Below are 15,570 nucleotides of genomic sequence, written 5' to 3'. Positions count from 1 at the left end.
CCCGGTCGACATGGCCGAGCTGGCCCTCGTGGAGGCCGAGCTCGACAAGCGGTGGCCCGAGACGAAGATCGAGCCCAGCACCGCTCGCATCGCGGCGTTGATGGATCTTCTCGGCTCGCCGCAGAAGGCGTACCCGTCGATCCACGTCGCCGGAACCAACGGCAAGACGTCGGTGACTCGCATGATCGACGCGTTGCTGACGCACTTTCACCGTCGCACCGGCCGGACCACGAGCCCGCACCTGCAGCTCGCGACGGAGCGGATCAGCATCGACGGCAAGCCGATCTCGCCGCGGCTGTACGTCGACACGTACAACGAGATCGCGCCGTTCGTCGAGATGATCGACACCCAGTCCCAGGCTGCGGGCGGGCCACGGATGAGCAAGTTCGAGGTGACGACGGCCATGGCGTTCGCGGCGTTCGCCGAAGCCCCCGTCGAGGTCGGTGTGATCGAGGTCGGACTCGGAGGTCGGTGGGACGCGACCAACGTCGTCGACGGAGAGATCGCCGTCATCACGCCCATCGATATCGATCACGTCGAATTTTTGGGCAGCGATCTCGCCGGAATCGCGCGAGAGAAGGCCGGGATCATCAAGAAGGCTCCCGAGCGGCTGGTACCACGCGACACCGTCGCGGTCATCGCCGAGCAGAAGCCGGAGGTGGCCGACGTGCTGTTACGTGCTGCCGTCGAGGCCGACGCGGCTGTGGCGAGGGCAGGGAGCGAGTTCCGTGTGCTCGGCCGACGTATCGCGATCGGCGGTCAGCAGCTCGAACTGCAGGGGCTCGGCGGGGTCTACACCGACGTATTCCTCCCGCTGCACGGCGAGCATCAGGCGCACAACGCGTCGCAAGCGCTCGCCGCGGTCGAGGCGTTCTTCGGGGCCGGTGCGGATCGTCAACTCGACGAGGACATCGTCCGCGCTGCGTTCGCGTCGATCGTCAATCCCGGCCGGCTGGAACGAGTCAGGAACGCGCCGACGGTCTTTCTCGACGCCGCACACAACCCGCACGGGGCACGCGCCCTCGTGCAGGCGCTGTCCGCGGAATTCGACTTCCGGAAGTTGGTCGGCGTCGTCAGCGTGATGGGGGACAAGGACGTCGAGCAGATGCTGACGGTGCTCGAGCCCGTCTTCGACGAGATCGTCGTGACCCACAACGGATCCCCGCGGGCGATGGACGTCGACGACCTCGCGAACATCGCCGTCGCGAAATTCGGTGACGAGCGCGTCGTCGTCGCGCCCACGCTGCCCGACGCGTTGGAGACCGCGATCGGTCTCGCCGAGGAGGTGGCCGACCCGGGTGAATCCGTGTCCGGTGCCGGTGTGGTGGTGACCGGCTCGGTCGTGACCGCGGGGGCGGCCAGGACATTGTTCGGAAAGGAACCGATATGAGCGACGGCACGGAACCTGCACAGTTCAAGCCGCCGGCGAACGATCCGTGGAAGGGATTCCGCGGTGTGTGCTCGGGCACGCTGATCCTCGAAGCCATCGTCGTGCTGCTGGCGCTGCCCGTCGTCGCGACGGTCGGCGGCGGGCTGAGCTGGTTCTCGACGACGTACATAGTCGGGGTCGCGATTCTGTTGATGCTTGCGCCAGGAGTGCAGGGGCGTCCGCAGGCGATGCAGATCAACCTGATCCTTCAGGCGCTCGTCCTGGCCGGGGTGTTCATCCACGTGTCGATCGGCATCGTCGGTGTCGTCTTCGGTGCGGTCTGGGCTTATCTGATCTACCTCCGCCGCGACATCACCCGTCGGATCGAACGCGGCATGCTCTACGGACAGAGGGACTGACCGAATCGGCCAGGCTTTCGTCCACTACTGTCGTCAGTCGTGACCGAACGCACCCTTGTACTGATCAAGCCCGACGGAGTCGCCCGCCGCTACGTAGGGGAAATTCTCGGCCGCGTGGAGAAGAAGGGACTGAGCATCGCAGCACTCGAGCTCAAGCCTGTGACGCTCGAGCTGGCCAGTGCCCACTATGCCGAACACGAGGGCAAGCCGTTCTTCCCGGCGCTCCTCGACTTCATCACATCCGGACCGGTCGTCGCGGCTGTGCTCGAAGGTCCGCGGGCCATCGCTGCGTTCCGCCAGATCGCAGGCGGTACCGACCCGGTCGAGAAGGCCGTTCCCGGAACCATTCGTGGCGACCTCGCTCTCGACGGCCAGCGGAATCTCGTGCACGGATCCGACTCGGTGGAGTCGGCCGAACGCGAGATCGCGCTGTGGTTCCCCGAGCTTTCCTGACCGAGTCGCACCGACGATCGAGTCGTCGTCCCAGCGCGCCCGCCACGCCGCCGATCCAGTGATCGGAGCGGCGTGGCGGGTTCACTTCGTTCGGTATGGGATACTCGTGATGGTTGCTTTCACAACACAGGCTTCACGAAGACACATCTACACCGCACCAACACGCTTTACGCTCGACCCAGGGCGGCACCGCAGTGGACGACACCGCAGTGGCGCTCGCGTGGTAGCAACCGGATGACACCTGGGGTTCGATGCCCGTCATCGCTGCGCGACGCGTGAATTCTTCTCACGCCGACCGCATGCTTGATGATCCGGCGCTCGGGCTCGCAGGCGCCAGAGCCAACCAGCCAGGCCCCGCGCCCGGCGCACCGGTCACCGACGGTGACAGCGCACCAGACGCGGAGCGAGACCGAACAACCGACGCCACGCCCGGCGTCGGTACACATGGATTGCCCCCGCGTGGCCGCGTCACACCCACCAGTAACGCAGGTGGACGCGCCCGGGGGCCCGAGGAGATTACGTGGCCGATCAAGCCCCGCCCGAAGATGTACAGAACTCGAACTCGGGAAGTTCAGCAGGTGACGCGTCGTCGTCGGCCGGCGAAACCCCGACCTTCCCGGATCGGCTGCGCGTTCACGCTCTGGCCAAGATCATCGGCGTCACCAGCAAGCAGGTGCTCGCGAAGCTGGGCGAACTCGGTATCGAGGCCCGTAGCGCGCAGTCGAGTCTCGGCCGCGATGCAGCGACGACGGTGCACACCGCGTTCACGGCACCGGAAGCTGCACCTGTGGAGCAGGCTGCCGCAGAACCCATCGCAGCGGAACCCAGCGTCACCGAACCGCTGACCGGTGAACCCGCCCCCGTCGAGGTGGAACCGGTCGTCGAGGAGCCGCAGCTCGGCACCGAGCCCGCTACCGACGAGCCCGCTACCGACGAGCCCGCTACCGACGAGCCTGCAACCACCGAGCCCGCAGCCGACGAGCCTGCGGCCGAGGAGTCTGCGGGCGACGTCTTCGGTGCCGCGACGCGGCCCGAGGTTGCGCCCGCGTCACGTCCGCAGTTCTCGACCCCGCTGTTCCTGCAGCCCGAGGCGCCCGTCGAGGCGCCGCCGAAGCGCCGTCGCAGCCGTAAGGCGGCCGGACCCGCCGAGGACTCGACGTCGACGCCGGAGACCGACATCCCCGAGACCGCCGAGGCGACGACCCGGGTCGAGGACCCCTCTGTTCCCGCCGAGGCCGACGCTGCAGCCGACACGGACACCGAGTCTTCTCGAACCGACACCGACACCGACCGCAGCGAGGACGACGACGAGCAGTCGCAGCCGCGTCGCAGGCGGCGCGGACGTCGCGGTCGCGGCCGTGGCCGCGGGGAACAGTCCGACAGCACGGGTGACGAGTCGGATTCGCAATCCGACGACGAGTCGGGGTCCGGCACCGACAGCAGCGCGGAAGACAAGTCCGCCGACGATCGGTCGGACGTCGACGAGGCCGCGTCGGACGAGACCGAGGGCGAGGACAAGCAGGCAGGAGAGCGTCGCACGCGTCGTCGTCGCTCGCGTTCGGGAGACAAGAGCGAGACGTCCGAGCAGGACGAGTCGACCGAGTCCGACGACACGGACGAGGAGTCGGACTCCGCGGAGGAGTCGTCGGAGCACGACGAGGACGAGTCCTCGGACGGATCGAGCCGTCGCCGTCGCCGGAGGCGTCGTCGCCGCAGTTCCGGGGAGTCGTCCGAGCCGACGTCGGCCGACGACGATCCGCCGAACACCGTCGTGCACGAGCGTGAGCCGCGCAACAAGTCGCGCAGCAAGGACGAAGTCCAGGGCATCACCGGGTCGACGCGTCTCGAAGCCAAGCGTCAGCGTCGTCGCGACGGTCGCGACGCGGGTCGCCGCAGGCCGCCGATCCTGACGGAGTCGGAGTTCCTCGCTCGTCGTGAGTCGGTCGACCGCGTCATGGTCGTTCGGGAGAAGGCGTTCCCCGACCACGGCGTCACCACCCAGGTCGCGGTGCTCGAGGACGGCGTCCTCGTGGAGCACTTCGTGACCAGCAGCGCGTCGGCCTCGATGGTCGGCAACGTCTACCTGGGCCGCGTTCAGAACGTGCTTCCGAGCATGGAGGCCGCGTTCATCGACATCGGCCGTGGCCGCAACGGTGTTCTGTACGCCGGTGAGGTCAACTGGGATGCAGCAGGTCTCGGTGGCAATTCGCGCAAGATCGAACAGGCGCTGAAGCCGGGCGATCAGGTGCTCGTCCAGGTCAGCAAGGACCCGGTCGGACACAAGGGTGCGCGTCTGACGACGCAGTTGTCGTTGGCCGGCCGCTACCTGGTGTACGTGCCGGGTGGCAGTTCCACCGGAATCAGCCGCAAGCTGCCCGACACCGAGCGCAAGCGTCTCAAGGAGATTCTCCGCGAGATCGTGCCGCCCGAGGCAGGCGTCATCATCCGTACTGCCGCCGAGGGCGTCAGCGAAGAAGAACTGGCACGCGACGTGACGCGTCTACAGGCCCAGTGGACCAGCATCGAAGAGGCGTCTAAGAAGGCCGAGTCGAGCAAGGGGACGCAGCCGCAGACTCTCTACGAAGAGCCCGATCTGCTCGTCAAGGTCATCCGTGACCTGTTCAACGAGGATTTCGTCAAGCTCGTCATCGAGGGTGACAAGGCGTGGCAGACGACGTCGTCGTACATCGAGACCGTGGCCGCCGACATGTTGCCGAAGCTTCAGCGGCACGTCGCCGAACCCGGTCAGCCGGACGTGTTCGAGGCACACCGCATCGACGAACAGCTTGCCAAGGCACTCGATCGCAAGGTGTGGCTGCCGTCGGGCGGAACGCTCGTCATCGACCGCACCGAGGCGATGACCGTCGTCGACGTCAACACCGGCAAGTTCACCGGTGCCGGGGGCAACCTCGAAGAGACGGTGACCAGGAACAACCTGGAGGCTGCCGAAGAGGTCGTCCGCCAGATGCGTCTGCGCGACATCGGCGGCATGATCGTCGTCGACTTCATCGACATGGTTCTCGAATCGAACCGTGATCTCGTGCTCCGGCGTCTCACCGAGGCACTCGGACGCGACCGGACACGGCATCAGGTGTCCGAGGTGACGTCGCTCGGCCTCGTTCAGATGACGCGCAAGAAGCTCGGTACGGGCCTGGTCGAGGCATTCTCGACGACGTGTGAGCACTGCCAGGGACGCGGCATCGTCGTGCACCCGTTCCCGGTCGAGGCCAAGGCCACCGAGAACGACTCGCGTTCGAACTCGTCGCGTGGCGAAGGCGGCTCCGGCCGTAAGCGTCGTGGTCGGGACAAGTCCGACAACAACCAGGCGCAGAACGCGCCTGAGCAGCCCCAGCATGAGCACACCGTCGACCCGTCGGTGAAGCGTGCGCACCCGGTCGCGTTGGCCATGGCCGCGCATCACGACGAGGTCGTCGCCGACGTGACGCCTGCCGACGTGGTCGAAAAGGCACAGGACGCGTCGGACGCCGCGCCCGAGATCATCGACGCGACCGATGTCGCTGCGGTGCAGGGAGAGTCGGTCGAGACGACTCCCGCCGAGGTCGAGGTCACGGGGAAGTCCGAGGCAGCCGAGAAGCCCGAGGTCACGGAAAAGTCCGAGGTAGCCGAGCAGCCCGAGATCACGGAGACGGGCGACGGCGTCGCGGAGACCGGATCGGACGGACAGGCAGCAGCCGAGGAGTCGGCCGTCGCGCAGCCCGTGGTCGAGGAACCTGTCGAAGAACAGGCGATCGTCACGCCGCGCCGGGCCAGGAGAGTGGCCCGTAAGGCGGCTGCGCCGACGACAGAGGCACCCGACGCCGGAACCGTGTTCGTGATTCCCGCCACGCAGTCCCCGACGGACCTGGCGGCTCCCGAACCGGTGCACACGACATCGGGTCCGAGCACGGCGTCGAACTCGGATTCGGCTGCCGACCTGCCCGTACGGAAGCCTCGTCGACGAGCAGCAGCTCGCCCGGCAGGCCCGCCGGCCGACGAATAACGATGAGCCGTCGAGGTCGGCGGATGGGCGGTTTGACCATGACTGCCCATCTGCCGTAACCTTGATAAGTCGCTCCTGGTGACACTGTTCTGCTGTGCCTTGATCCCGGTTCTTTCGGAACGGGAATGGCCTGTGCGGGTAACCCAGGAAGCAGAAAAAACAAGCAAGACCCAGACCAGTCGTGTTGCCCTGCGGTAGCGCGAGCAAGTTCGAAGAAGCAAGGGGTAGCCCTCCGATGGCAACGTATGCGATCGTCAAGACCGGCGGAAAGCAGTACAAGGTCGCTGTTGGTGACCTCGTCAAGGTCGAGAAGATCGAGGGAGCGCCCGGCACTGCTGTCTCGCTTGCTCCGGTCCTCGTCGTCGACGGATCCGACCTGACCACCGACGCCGACAAGCTGGCCGAGATCTCGGTCACCGGTGAGGTCGTCGAGCACACCAAGGGCCCGAAGATCCGCATCCACAAGTTCAAGAACAAGACCGGTTACCACAAGCGTCAGGGACACAGGCAGAAGCTGACCGTCCTCAAGGTCACCGGCATCAAGTAGCCAGTTCTTCCGCGCTGGCATACTTGACAGTCGGCGTTCTTCACGAGCACATCACCCGAGGAGGGTATGCAACATGGCACATAAGAAGGGTGCATCCAGCTCCCGTAACGGTCGCGATTCGAATGCTCAGCGCCTCGGCGTCAAGCGTTTCGGCGGCCAGACGGTCAGCGCAGGCGAGATCCTGGTTCGTCAGCGCGGCACACACTTCCACCCCGGCGTCAACGTCGGCCGTGGCGGCGACGACACGCTGTTCGCTCTGGCTGCAGGCTCGGTCGAGTTCGGCGCCAAGCGTGGACGCAAGACCGTGAACATCGTTCCGGTTGCAGTCGAGGCCTGAGTCTCCGCTGCATCATCTGCGTCGGTAGCGCCCCTCGGGGCCGATCCGACGCGCCCAGCACTTCGATAAGGGCGGACCAGGGTCGAAAGAACCCGGTCCGCCCTTATCGTGTTTGTGGGCATCGAAAATTTCGGCCGACGAGGCCGGGGAAGGATCGAGGGCAGTCATGTCGCGATTCATCGACCGCGTGGTGCTCCACGTCACCGCCGGCAAAGGCGGCAACGGCTGTGCGTCCGTCCACCGTGAGAAGTTCAAGCCGCTCGGCGGCCCCGACGGCGGCAACGGCGGACGCGGCGGCAACGTCGTGTTCGTGGTCGATCGCGGTGTGCACACGCTGCTCGACTTCCATTTCCATTCGCATGCCAAAGCCACCAACGGAACCCAGGGCATGGGTGCCAACCGGCAGGGTTCCGACGGCGAAGACCTGATTCTGAAGGTGCCGGACGGCACCGTCGTCCTAGATCGCGACGGCAAGATCCTCGCCGACATGGTCGGAGAAGGAACGCGTTTCGACGCGGCCAGCGGCGGTCGCGGAGGTCTCGGCAACGCGGCTCTGGCGTCGAAGGCCCGCAAAGCACCTGGCTTCGCGCTCCTCGGTGAAGAGGGTGTCGAACGCGATCTCGTTCTCGAACTGAAGTCGGTCGCCGACGTCGGCCTCGTCGGATTCCCGTCGGCCGGTAAGTCGTCGCTCGTGTCGGTGCTGTCGGCGGCGAAGCCGAAGATCGCGGACTACCCGTTCACGACGCTCGTTCCGAACTTGGGCGTGGTCTCCAGTGGTGAGACGACCTTCACCGTCGCCGACGTTCCCGGTCTGATTCCCGGCGCCAGCGACGGTCGCGGCCTCGGTCTCGAATTTCTGCGGCACCTCGAGCGGTGTGCCGTGCTCGCCCACGTCGTCGATTGCGCGACACTCGATCCCGGCCGTGACCCGATCTCCGACGTCGACGCCCTCGAAGCCGAACTCGCGGCGTACAAGCCTGCGCTGTCCGGCGACGCGAGTCTGGGTGATCTCGCGGACAGGCCGCGCATCGTCGTGCTCAACAAGGCCGACGTGCCCGAGGCTGCCGAACTCGCCGAGATGGTCACGCCCGAGTTCGAAGCCCGCGGTTGGCCCGTGTTCACCATCTCGGCCGTCAGCCGAGAAGGTTTGAAGCCGTTGATCTTCGCGCTCGCGAAGATGGTGGAGGAGTACCGCGTCGCGCACCCGCCTGCTGCACCGAGGCGCGCCGTCATCCGGCCTGTCGCGCGGGACGAAGAAGGCTTCCAGGTGGTCAAGGATCCCGACGTGCCCGGTGGCTTCATCGTGCTCGGTACGCGTCCCGAGCGATGGGTCGCACAGACGCAGTTCAGCAACGACGAAGCCGTCGGCTACCTCGCGGACCGGCTCGCCAGGCTCGGTGTCGAGGACACGCTCATCAAGATGGGTGCCGAACCGGGAGCGTCGGTCACCATCGCCGACGTCAGCTTCGACTGGGAACCGCAGACCCCGGCAGGCGTCGACGTCACGAGAACCGGACGAGGCACGGATGCGCGTCTGGACCAGGTCGAACGCATCGGCGCCGACGAGCGCAAGCACGCACGTCGAGTCCGTCGCGGTCTCGACACCGACGAGTGAGGGCCTGTGACGGCTGAATCCGATTCCGAAGTGCTCACCTCGACCACGAGGGCACGCGTCGCGGACGCCAAGAGAATCGTCGTCAAGATCGGTTCGTCGGCACTGACGTCGCTCGTCGGTGGGTTGGACACGGGTCGACTGGATCGCCTTGCCGACGCCGTCGAAGCGCGCATGCGGGGCGGCACGGATGTCGTCGTCGTGTCGTCCGGTGCTATCGGTGCGGGCATCGCGCCACTCGGATTGACCAAGCGCCCACAGGATCTCGCGACGAAGCAGGCAGCGGCGAGCGTCGGACAGCTTGCTCTCGCGCATGCGTGGGGCACGTCGTTCGCCCGATACGGACGCACCGTCGGACAGGTGCTGCTGACCGCCGAGGACATCGCGCGGCGGACCAATCACCGTAACGCGCAACGCACGCTGGATCGACTGCGTTCGCTGGGTGCGGTGGCGATCGTCAACGAGAACGACACGGTCGCGACGGCCGAGATTCGCTTCGGTGACAACGACCGGCTCGCTGCGCTGGTTGCGCATCTCGTGGGAGCCGACGCTCTCGTTCTGCTGTCCGACGTTTCGGGTCTGTACGACGGCGACCCACGCAAAGGGCACGCGACGCTCATCCCCGAGGTCGACAGTCCCGAAGACCTCGACGGCGTCGTCGCCGGATCCGGCGGTGCACTGGGGACCGGCGGAATGGCGTCGAAACTGTCCGCAGCGCGCCTCGCCGCCGACGCAGGCGTTCCCGTGTTGCTCGCGGCAGCGTCGGACGCCGAGGCAGCGCTGACCGACGCCAGTGTCGGAACGGCATTCGCGGCACGCCCGACGCGTCTGTCGGCGCGCCGGTTCTGGGTGCGACATGCCGCCGACGTCTCCGGTGACATCCATCTGGATGCCGGGGCGGTGCGCGCCGTCGTCGAGAAGCGTCGATCGTTGCTGTCGGCGGGCATCACCGGCCTGTCGGGTCAGTTCTACGGTGGCGACGTCGTGTCGCTGCGTGGTCCCGACGGGCAACTCGTCGCCCGCGGGGTCGTGGCATTCGACGCGTCGGAGTTGACCGGGATGCTCGGCAAGTCGACGAGCGAGCTGTCGCCGGAGCTGCATCGTCCCGTCGTACATGCCGACGATCTGGTTCCTGCCTGAACCGGACAAAGCGGTCCGCCGTCGCGGGCTGCTACGGCGACGGGAGCGCCTCGAGAAGCGCGGTAACCGTCTCGGAGGTCCCCGCATGCGAGGTGACGGTCGCGAACTCGTCGCCTCGTGTCGGCCCTCGGTTGACGATCACGATGGGAATTCCGGCCTTGGCGGCACGACGGACGAACCTGAGTCCCGACATGACCGTCAACGACGATCCGAGGACGAGGACCGCGTCGCTGCGATCGACCAGGTCGAAGGCCTCGGCCACCCTCGGCTTGGGCACGCTCTCGCCGAAGTAGACGATGTCGGGCTTGAGGACCCCGCCGCAGTACGCGCAGTCGACCATGCGGAAATGGGCCGTGCTGGTGAGGACGGCATCCGCGTCCGGGGCTATCTCGACGCCTTCCGCAGGCGCCACGCTCTCCAAGAATCCGGGGTTCAGCTCGTCGAGTCGCTGCGCGAGTGTGAATCGTGAGATGAGCCGTCCGCAGCTCAGGCACCGGACACGTGCGTAGACACCGTGGAGGTCGATGACGTGTCGGCTTCCCGCCTTGGTGTGCAGCATGTCGACGTTCTGCGTGATGACCCCCGACACCACGCCGCGACGCTCCAGCGCGGCGAGACTGCGGTGTCCGAGGTTCGGGCGTGCTGCGTCCATGTGACGCCAACCGACGTGGTTACGTGCCCAGTAGTGCCGGCGGAACTCGTCGTCGCCGATGAACTGCTGATACGTCATCGGATTCCGTGGAGGTGAGTCCGGTCCTCGGTAGTCGGGGATTCCCGAGTCGGTCGACATACCGGCGCCGGTGACGACGGCGACGGACTTGCCGGACAGTACCTCGACGATCGCGTCGAAGTCCGTCCCGGCGACGATGCTGTGAGTTCCAGGGGCCGACACCCCATCCAGGGTAGCGCCCGGCAGCCGCGCACCTGGTCGAGGCGCCGATACGCCGACGCCCCGTGCGACCGGCTCACGCGGTCGGACGGGGCGTCGGAGATGTCTCGGGGAAAGAATACCGCTGTCTTATGCAGGGACCTCGACGAGCGGGTACACGCCGTTCTCGTCGTGCGTCTCGTTGCCGACGACGGGCGGGTTGAACACGCACATCATGCGCATCTGGGTCCGCGGCTCCACCGTGTGGCGCTCGTGGCCGTTGAGCAGGTACATCGAACCCGGGCCCAGCTCGTACGTCTCACCGGTTTCACGGTCGGTCAGAGTGCCCTCACCTTCGATGAGCCAGACGGCCTCGACATGGTTGGCGTAGTGAAAGTTGTTCACCGTCCCGGCCTTGATGGTGGTCTCGTGGAACGAGAATCCCACCTTGTCGCCGCCGAGGATGATGCGCTTGCTGACCCACTGGCCGTCTTCACTCTTGATTTCGCGATCGGTGCCGGTGATGTCCTGGGTAGTACGAACGATCATGGATGATCTCCCTTCGGTCGAGTGAGTGCGTTACGCGGAAAGTGGCTCAGGAGCACACTTTTGCGGTCGCGCTTTCGATGATGTCGAGTCCGCGATCCAGTTCTTCGAGGGTCGTGGTCAGCGGCGGAAGCAGCTTGACGACCTCGTCGGACGGACCTGCGGTCTCGACGAGAAGTCCCTCGTCGTAGCAGAGCTGGGCGACCTTGGTGGCCTGCTCCGGCTCCTCGAATGCGAGTGCCTGCACCATTCCGCGGCCACGAGTGGACACGCAGCTGAACTTCGCGCACAGCTTGATGAAGCGATCCTGAATGTGAGCGCCCTTCGCGAGAATCTCCTTCTCGAACGTGTCGTCGGACCAGTACGTCTCGATGGCGACCTTCGACGTGACGAACGAGGGGTTGAATCCTCGGAACGTTCCGTTGTGCTCACCCGGTGCCCACACGTCGAGCTCCGGCTTGAACAGCGTGAGCGCCATCGGCATTCCGTAACCACCGACCGACTTCGACAGCGTGACGATGTCCGGAACGATGCCTGCTTCCTCGAACGAGAAGAACTGGCCGGTGCGGCCACAACCCATCTGCACGTCGTCGACGATCAGCAGGATGTCGCGACGCGAGCACAGTTCGGCCAAGGCGCGCAACCACTCCGGACGGGCAACGTTGATGCCGCCCTCGCCCTGGATGGTCTCGACGATGACTGCAGCCGGGCGGTTGATTCCACTGCCCGAGTCGTCGAGCACGCGCTCGAACCACTGGAAGTCCTCGGTGACGCCGCCGAAGTAGTTGTCGTACGGCATAGGAGTCGTGTGCACCAGCGGAATTCCGGCGCCGGCTCGCTTCATCGAGTTGCCGGTGACCGACAGCGCGCCGAGTGTCATGCCATGGAAAGCGTTGGTGAAGTTGATGATTGCTTCGCGTCCGGTGACCTTGCGGGCGAGCTTGAGGGCTGCCTCGACCGTGTTGGCGCCTGTGGGACCGGGGAATTGCACCTTGTAGTCGAGGCCGCGCGGATCGAGGATGTTCTTCTTGAATGACTCGAGGAACTCACGCTTCGCGACGGTGGACATGTCGAGACCGTGGGTGATGCCGTCGCTCTGGATGTAGTCGACGAGTGCACCCTTGAGAATGTCGTTGTTGTGACCGTAGTTCAAAGCGCCTGCGCCGCCGAAGAAGTCGAGGTACTCACGGCCGTTCTCGTCCACGAGAGTCGAGTTCTTCGCAGTCTTGAACACAGCAGGCCACTGACGGCTGTAGCTCCGAACTCCGGACTCGACGGTCTCGAAGACGTCGGGCTTCTCGGTGATGGTCGACTCGGTCATGTTCTGCTTGTTCCTTTCGTGTGTGCGCACGGTGGCGGGGCCTACGGTGTAGAGCTCCTCCGCCTCGTGGCTATCAGGGAAATCGTTCGGCGCGAACAGATCTGACTTGGTGATGTCCGTGCCCCGTGTTCGAGCGAGGGCGGTGAACAACGCGATCGACGCCTCGTTGTCGGGGCTGATCGTCGTTTCGAGATGAGTGATGCCCTGCGGCGCAAGACGATCGAGAAGTTCGTTCAGCATGCGGCCGGCAAGTCCCTTGCCCCGCTGATCCGCATCGACTGCCACCTGCCACACGAAAAACGTTGTGGGGGAGTCCTGTCGGATGTAACCGGTGACGAACCCTACGGCGCGACCATCGACGTCGGAAACGACGGATGTCGCAGCGAAATCTCTGCACCACAATACGTATGCGTAGCTCGAATTGAGGTCGAGTACGCGCGAATCTCTCGCGATTTCCCAGAGCCGGACTCCGTCGGAAACCTGTGGACTACGAAACGTCACTGCGTCCGGCGCAGTGATTGGGGTCGCTCTCAGCTGTGCGGGCTTCATAGGAAATACCAACGTAACAAGGTGACCATGGCATTTCATGTACCCCCGGAAATTGGTTCGATAAACCTTGTCGCTTTCCCAGGTAAGAGGGTGAATGTGAGGCTGGTCACGTTCGTGGGATTCGAGGTAACGCCCGAGCGAGACAGCGACGATGGTTCGAGTCGAAAAACGTCGATGCACAGGGTGGGCTTAGCGTTCCTGCAGTCGACCGAGAGTTGCCTCGGAGGCGGAGGCCGGGCTACTTGGGAGTCGCGAGAGCGAACGGTAGGACAGCGTCTGCTCCGGCCTGGCGGAGCGCGACCGACGCGCACGTGAAGGTCCAGCCGCTGTCGGTCAGCAGGTCCACCAGCAGAACCGGGCCATCGGTGCTGGTCAGGTCCGGTACGTCCCACGAATCGATGAGCCCGGCGACGCGGAATGCCGAATTGGCGGCCGACACGGGTGGGTGGTCCGGCCGAGGGGCGAGGATGCCCAGGTCGTCGAGCCTGCCGATACGTGCGAGCTCGCTCGACACGGATCGAATGAGCTGCGGGTGTGTGTCGGACTCGAGGGCGATGACGGAGGTGGGCCTGGTCTCCCAGTCCCAGTTCGCGAGGACACTGATACAGCCGTCGAGCAATGCCGCAGGCGCAGGACCGTCGGGGCCGTCGAGCAGCTGACGCAGCCTGGCGCCCCAGCCCAGGTCGGTGAGTCTACCCAGGATGCGGCCGGATCGCGGGCCGTCGGTGATCTTGCCGGACAGTGACACGCCGAGCTTCTTCATTCCGCTCGGCCACTGCTTCCGTGGCGGTAGATCCACGCCCGGTCGGTCCAGGCGGGCCCTGGTCGATTCGAGTGCGGCTGCGTCGACCTGCACCGAGTAAGACTGCCCTGTACAGTTGTCACAGCGGCCACAGGGGTCGGCACCCTCCGCGAGTTCCGGGTCGTCGAGCTGTCGCCGTAGGAATTCCATGCGGCACCCGTCTGTGCGCTGGTAGTCGATCATCGCCTGCTGCTCGGAGTCCCTTGCCTGCTCCAGCCGTTCGTAGCGCGACGCGTCATACACCCACGGTTGTCCGGTGGCGATCCAGCCGCCCCGTACGCGCTGGACGGCGCCGTCGACGTCGAGCACCTTCAGTACCATCTCGAGACGGCTCCGGTTCAGGTCGACGAGCGGCTCGAGCGCCGGAGTCGACTGCGGCTTCACCTCGTCGAGCACCTCGATCACCTGCCGCACGACGTGCTCCCGGGGGAACGCAACCGACGCGAAGTAACTCCAGATCTGCCGGTCCTCGTGCCCGGGAAGCAGGATGACCTCGGCGCGCTCGGTGGCACGCCCGGCACGGCCCACCTGCTGGTAGTAGGAGATGGGCGACGACGGAGCGCCCATGTGGACCACGAAGCCCAGATCCGGTTTGTCGAAGCCCATGCCGAGCGCAGACGTCGCGATCAACGCCTTGACCTCGTTGTTCAGCAGGTCTGCCTCGAGCGATTCGCGTTCGGTCGGATCGGTCTGACCTGTGTACGCAGCGACAGCCAGACCCTGGTCGGACAGCAGGCTCGCGAGATCGTGGGCGGCGGACACGGTCAGCGTGTACACGATGCCGGACCCGGGGAGTTCGGCCAAACGGGATGCGAGCCACGCGGCGCGTTCGGTGGTGTTCTCGATCTGCACCACCGACAGGTGCAGCGATTCGCGCTCGAGCCCACCGCGGAGAACGACGGTATCGCTGCCGCCGACGCCGAGCTGTGCCGCGACGTCGGCGACGACGCGGTCGTTGGCCGTCGCAGTGGTGGCGAGCACCGGAATGCCGTCGCGCAATTCGGAGATGAGGGTACGAATGCGTCGATAGTCGGGACGGAAGTCGTGACCCCAGTCGGACACACAGTGCGCCTCGTCGACGACGACGAGACCTGCGTCCGCGGCGAGCGACGGCAACACCTGGTCCCGGAAGTCCGGATTGTTGAGCCGCTCGGGGCTGACGAGCAGGACGTCGAGACGGCCGGCCGCGACGTCTGCGTGCACGTCCTCCCACTCGGTCATGTTGCCCGAGTTGATGGTGGCCGCGCGCACCCCTGCACGTTCGGCCGAGGCGACCTGGTTGCGCATCAACGCCAGCAGAGGAGACACGATGACTGTCGGGCCGAGGCCCTGCTCGCGCAGCAGCTTGGCGGCGATGAAGTAGACCGCCGACTTTCCCCACCCGGTGCGCTGCACCACCAGAGCGCGCCGTCGGCCCACGACCAATGCCTCGATGGCGGTCCACTGATCCTCGCGCAGCCGGGCGCCGGGCCCGGCCAACTCGCCGAGGAGACGTTCGGCGTCGTCGCGAAGATCGGTCGTGGGTGCTTCCGATGTGGTCATGGCCCCATGGTGCCGCACGCGTCCGACAGAGTCCGGTGCGGAGCCGGGGCTAGGCTCCTGCCGGA

General features: G+C 65.9%; 12 protein-coding genes. 8 read left to right on the top strand and 4 right to left on the bottom strand.

All coding sequences use genetic code 11. The annotated features are described in order from the left end of the window. The first annotated feature begins 10 nt into the window (after positions 1-10). The 8 genes from folC to proB all read left to right on the top strand — a co-directional run bounded on the left by folC (position 11) and on the right by proB (position 9,877). Positions 11-1,390, top strand: coding sequence for a bifunctional tetrahydrofolate synthase/dihydrofolate synthase (gene folC / locus A3K89_RS07355; RefSeq protein WP_068423754.1), 1,380 nt, complete (start codon positions 11-13; stop codon positions 1,388-1,390). Further along, positions 1,387-1,788: a DUF4233 domain-containing protein gene (locus A3K89_RS07350; protein WP_068423751.1), complete on the top strand. Its 402-nt coding sequence runs from the start codon at positions 1,387-1,389 to the stop codon at positions 1,786-1,788. Before folC ends, A3K89_RS07350 begins: the two co-directional genes overlap by 4 nt. A gap of 39 nt (positions 1,789-1,827) precedes the next feature. Further along, positions 1,828-2,241, top strand: coding sequence for a nucleoside-diphosphate kinase (gene ndk, locus A3K89_RS07345; protein ID WP_068423749.1), 414 nt, complete (start codon positions 1,828-1,830; stop codon positions 2,239-2,241). A gap of 520 nt (positions 2,242-2,761) precedes the next feature. After that, a complete protein-coding gene (locus A3K89_RS07340; RefSeq protein ID WP_068423747.1) occupies positions 2,762-6,241 on the top strand; it encodes a translation initiation factor IF-2 N-terminal domain-containing protein in 3,480 nt (1,159 codons plus the stop codon). A 235-nt stretch (positions 6,242-6,476) separates the two neighbouring features. Then, entirely contained in the window at positions 6,477-6,788 is a 312-nt protein-coding gene (gene rplU, locus A3K89_RS07335; RefSeq protein WP_068423745.1) for a 50S ribosomal protein L21, read from the top strand. A 73-nt stretch (positions 6,789-6,861) separates the two neighbouring features. After that, complete coding sequence (gene rpmA, locus A3K89_RS07330) at positions 6,862-7,125, top strand: 50S ribosomal protein L27 (protein ID WP_068423743.1); 264 nt, start codon at positions 6,862-6,864, stop codon at positions 7,123-7,125. A gap of 166 nt (positions 7,126-7,291) precedes the next feature. Continuing rightward, on the top strand, positions 7,292-8,740 hold the full coding sequence (obgE, locus tag A3K89_RS07325; RefSeq protein ID WP_068423849.1) for a GTPase ObgE: 1,449 nt from the start codon (positions 7,292-7,294) through the stop codon (positions 8,738-8,740). A 6-nt stretch (positions 8,741-8,746) separates the two neighbouring features. Then, complete coding sequence (proB, locus tag A3K89_RS07320) at positions 8,747-9,877, top strand: glutamate 5-kinase (RefSeq protein ID WP_068423741.1); 1,131 nt, start codon at positions 8,747-8,749, stop codon at positions 9,875-9,877. Positions 9,878-9,908: 31 nt separating this feature from the next. Here the strand turns inward: proB and A3K89_RS07315 are convergent, their stop codons facing one another. From A3K89_RS07315 to A3K89_RS07300, 4 genes are all read right to left on the bottom strand, one after another. After that, complete coding sequence (locus A3K89_RS07315; protein ID WP_068423848.1) at positions 9,909-10,745, bottom strand: Sir2 family NAD-dependent protein deacetylase; 837 nt, start codon at positions 10,743-10,745, stop codon at positions 9,909-9,911. Positions 10,746-10,895: 150 nt separating this feature from the next. Then, positions 10,896-11,294: an ectoine synthase gene (locus A3K89_RS07310; protein WP_068423739.1), complete on the bottom strand. Its 399-nt coding sequence runs from the start codon at positions 11,292-11,294 to the stop codon at positions 10,896-10,898. A 46-nt stretch (positions 11,295-11,340) separates the two neighbouring features. Next, positions 11,341-13,161 (bottom strand): diaminobutyrate--2-oxoglutarate transaminase, encoded by a 1,821-nt coding sequence (ectB, locus tag A3K89_RS07305; protein WP_084423644.1) that lies wholly within the window; start codon positions 13,159-13,161, stop codon positions 11,341-11,343. A gap of 238 nt (positions 13,162-13,399) precedes the next feature. Further along, positions 13,400-15,505: a RecQ family ATP-dependent DNA helicase gene (locus tag A3K89_RS07300; protein ID WP_068423737.1), complete on the bottom strand. Its 2,106-nt coding sequence runs from the start codon at positions 15,503-15,505 to the stop codon at positions 13,400-13,402. Between the last annotated feature and the right edge of the window lie 65 nt (positions 15,506-15,570).

This window comes from Rhodococcoides kyotonense (assembly GCF_001645385.1).
GTDB lineage: Bacteria > Actinomycetota > Actinomycetes > Mycobacteriales > Mycobacteriaceae > Rhodococcoides > Rhodococcoides kyotonensis_B.
Note: the sequence above shows the minus strand (reverse complement) of the source record. Positions and strands in the feature narration are given on the sequence as shown.

Bases quoted from the DNA above. Each gene is read 5' to 3' on its own strand.
- folC (WP_068423754.1), top strand. From the start codon at position 11: ATGGCCGAGCTGGCCCTCGTGGAGGCCGAGCTCGACAAGCGGTGGCCC.
- A3K89_RS07350 (WP_068423751.1), top strand. From the start codon at position 1,387: ATGAGCGACGGCACGGAACCTGCACAGTTCAAGCCGCCGGCGAACGAT.
- rplU (WP_068423745.1), top strand. From the start codon at position 6,477: ATGGCAACGTATGCGATCGTCAAGACCGGCGGAAAGCAGTACAAGGTC.
- rpmA (WP_068423743.1), top strand. From the start codon at position 6,862: ATGGCACATAAGAAGGGTGCATCCAGCTCCCGTAACGGTCGCGATTCG.
- obgE (WP_068423849.1), top strand. From the start codon at position 7,292: ATGTCGCGATTCATCGACCGCGTGGTGCTCCACGTCACCGCCGGCAAA.
- A3K89_RS07310 (WP_068423739.1), bottom strand. From the start codon at position 11,294: ATGATCGTTCGTACTACCCAGGACATCACCGGCACCGATCGCGAAATC.
- ectB (WP_084423644.1), bottom strand. From the start codon at position 13,161: ATGAAGCCCGCACAGCTGAGAGCGACCCCAATCACTGCGCCGGACGCA.
- A3K89_RS07300 (WP_068423737.1), bottom strand. From the start codon at position 15,505: ATGACCACATCGGAAGCACCCACGACCGATCTTCGCGACGACGCCGAA.